1 protein-coding gene and 1 tRNA gene are annotated in these 2,915 nt (G+C 69.4%); both read right to left on the reverse strand.

Features of this window, described 5'->3' with window-relative positions:
• Positions 1 to 103: 103 nt before the first annotated feature.
• Entirely contained in the window at positions 104 to 2,611 is a 2,508-nt protein-coding gene (locus ACSVC7_RS32485; RefSeq protein WP_448208730.1) for a DUF3772 domain-containing protein, read from the reverse strand.
• Positions 2,612 to 2,812: 201 nt separating this feature from the next.
• Positions 2,813 to 2,889, reverse strand: a tRNA-Met gene (locus ACSVC7_RS32490).
• Positions 2,890 to 2,915 lie beyond the last annotated feature (26 nt).

Consider the following 2,915-nt stretch of genomic DNA (forward strand, 5'->3'; position numbering starts at 1 on the left):
AAGCATAGCGTCGCATCGGTCGGCCCTCCCGTCAGCCGACGCTCTATGAATCACGCATTCCGCCCGCTGGGAATCCCCTAACTGACGACACGCCCTAGATCCCTCACGCCCCGACCTTGTCGGGGAGCGGCACGACCTTGGCCGCACCTCCACCCGCGTCCAGGGACGGCGGCGCCGCACTCAGGCCTTGCAGAAGCGCCTCGATCCTCGGCATGTGGATCACCTGCTGATCATAGGGCATTTCGATGCCGTGAGCGCGGAACGCCTCGACAATCCGCATCCGCAGTTCGTTGCGGACGGGGAGGATGGAGTCGGTGCTCGCCACGAAGAAGCGCAGCTCGAACTCCAGGGCGCTCGCGCCGAAATCGCGGAAGACGACGATCGGCTCCGGAACGCTCAGGACCAGCTCGTGGCCGCGGGCGATGGACAGCAGCAGTTCGTGCACGCGGCGGGGGTCGGAGTCGTAGGTGCAGCGCACCTTGATCTCCACGCGGGTGGTCCGGTCCTTCAGCGTCCAGTTGACCACCGCCTTGGAGATGAACTCCGAATTCGGGATGATGACCGAGGCGCGCTGGAAGGTCTGGATCTCCGTGGCACGCACGCTGATGCGGCGGACGGTCCCCTCGATGCCGTTGACCACCACCCAGTCGCCGACCTTGATCGGCCGCTCGACCAGCATGATCAGGCCCGAGATGAAGTTGCTGACGACGTTCTGAAGTCCGAAGCCGATGCCCACCGACAGCGCGCTGGCGATCATCGCCAGGCTCGACAGGTCGAGGCCGAGCTTCCCCGCCGAGATCAGGATGGCAAGCGTGGTGCCGAGATAGCCGATGCCGGTCCGGACGGAGTTGCGCACCCCGTCGTCGATGGCGAGGCGGCCGAGCAACCGCTCGTCAAGCTGGCGCTGCACGACGCGGGTCGCCGCGATGGCGGCGCCGAACACCAGCATCGCCGACAGGATGTCCCCCGGCGCGATCCGGACCCCGCCGACCGTGATGCCCCCCAGGAAGGAGTCGGCCATCCCCCGCATTTCCGACAGCGTCATGCCGGTCAAGGGCAGCAGGAAGAAGGACGCCGCAGCCAGCAGGCCCAGGTCGATGCCGACGTTGCCGGCGTGCCCGAACAGCCGGCGGCTCTTGTCGGAATCACCATCGGAGCCGGCGACCGCCCCCAGGTTCCGTTCCAGCAGCACGCACAGCAGCTCACGCAGAATGCCCCGCGCGACCAGCAGGACGCCGCCGACGATAATGGCGGTGAGCATCAGCTTCGCGGCATAAACCGCGAGCGCCAGATACCCGGCGCCCGACGCCGCCAGCGAGGCGACCGCCACCGCCCCGGTCAGAAGCCGCAGACGCGGCCAGACGGCGCGCGTCTGGACCGGCGCAGCGCCACCATCCGGGCAACCGCAACCGCTGGAGACATCGCGGGCCGCGATCCACAGCCGGCCCGGCAGCAGGGACAGCAGGGCGGACGCGATCACCGCCATGGTCCCCAGGCCGAGGATCGACCGAAGCTCCGGCGGCGTGAACATGCTTTCCGACAGGCCGATGCCGGTGCCGGCCGCCGCGAGGCCGACCGCCGCGACTATGATGCGGCGCACCAGCCGGCGGGTGCTGTCCGGGTCCAGGCTGGCGAGCTGCCATTCCGGATGGTCGGGCGCCAGCGTGGCGCGGGCTACGCCGGTCACCAGGAAGAAGGCGGACAGGCCGCCCGACAGCCCGACCACCAGCGTGGCGAGCGGCCCGGCCTCCGGCACGCCCTGGAGCAGGCCGGCCAGGGCGGCGCTGAAGGCGACGGTCGGCACCACGGGCATCAGGCAGCGGGCGAACACCTCCACCGCCATCGCCGCGACCCGCTGCCGATAGCTCGGCCGCGCCGCCGTGGCGCGATGCCCATAGCGGCGCAGCAGCGCACGGCGCACCGGCCACGCGACGAGCAGCAGCAGCGCCGCGAGGGCGCCCAGCCCATACAGGCGGTCCTGCCACACGCCCTCCGCCGCGACGACCAGGATGCCCCGGCCGATGCGCTCCTGCACATAGGCGGTCTGGGCCGGCAACTCGCCCCAGGTGTCCGGGGTCAGGGGGATCGGACCGCGCCGGAAGATCCGCTCGGTCAGCTGGGTCATGCGCTGGTCGGCGGCGCTGCGCAGCAGGATGTCGACGCGCGTGACGATCAGGTCAGCCTGCTTGATCCGCCCGTCCACCTCGGCAACGCTCTGCGACAGGCGCTTGCGTTCGGCCGCGATGGGCGCCGCCTCCTGCGGCTGGTCCGCCGCGGGGGTGGGACCCAGGGAGTCGATCATGCGCTGGGCCGTCTCGCGGGCTCCCGCAGCGGCTCCGGCGACGGCGCGAGCGGCGGCCTGCACCTCGCTCAGGACTCCTCGGAGCTGTTCATACTCCTCGTTGTCGATCTCGCCCGCGGCAATCCGCGACGCCGCCTTGTTGAGGACGTCCTGCCACGCCCCCAAGCGGGACTTGAACTCGGCGGCCTCGGACGACACCGGTGCGGGCGTTTGCGCCGAGACGGCCAAAGGTGAGAGCGCAACCGCGAGAAGCAGTCCGACGAGCAGCGCGGATCCCGTCCGCCGGCAGAGAAGGAAGAGGTTGGGCATCGGTCCACGTATTTTTGAAACCGGGGCGTTTTTGAAACCGGGTTGAGCATCCTATCCGACCATCCCGGCGAAGCCCAAGGTCGCGTCAAAATCGGGACATTCCCGGCCGCGCCCCGCCTGTCCAACCCGCCTGTCCAACCAGGGCCAAAAACGAAAAGCCGCTGAAACAACGAGTGTTTCAGCGGCTTCGCGATCTGTGTTTGGTTGCGGGGGCAGGATTTGAACCTGCGACCTTCAGGTTATGAGCCTGACGAGCTACCGGGCTGCTCCACCCCGCGGGTGTACCGGTGCGGATCGGAGAGCG

This window comes from Azospirillum mesophilum (assembly GCF_053470405.2).

What these genes read in the sequence shown, in the direction of transcription:
- ACSVC7_RS32485 (WP_448208730.1), bottom strand. Translation starts at nt 2,611, where the DNA reads ATGCCCAACCTCTTCCTTCTCTGCCGGCGGACGGGATCCGCGCTGCTC.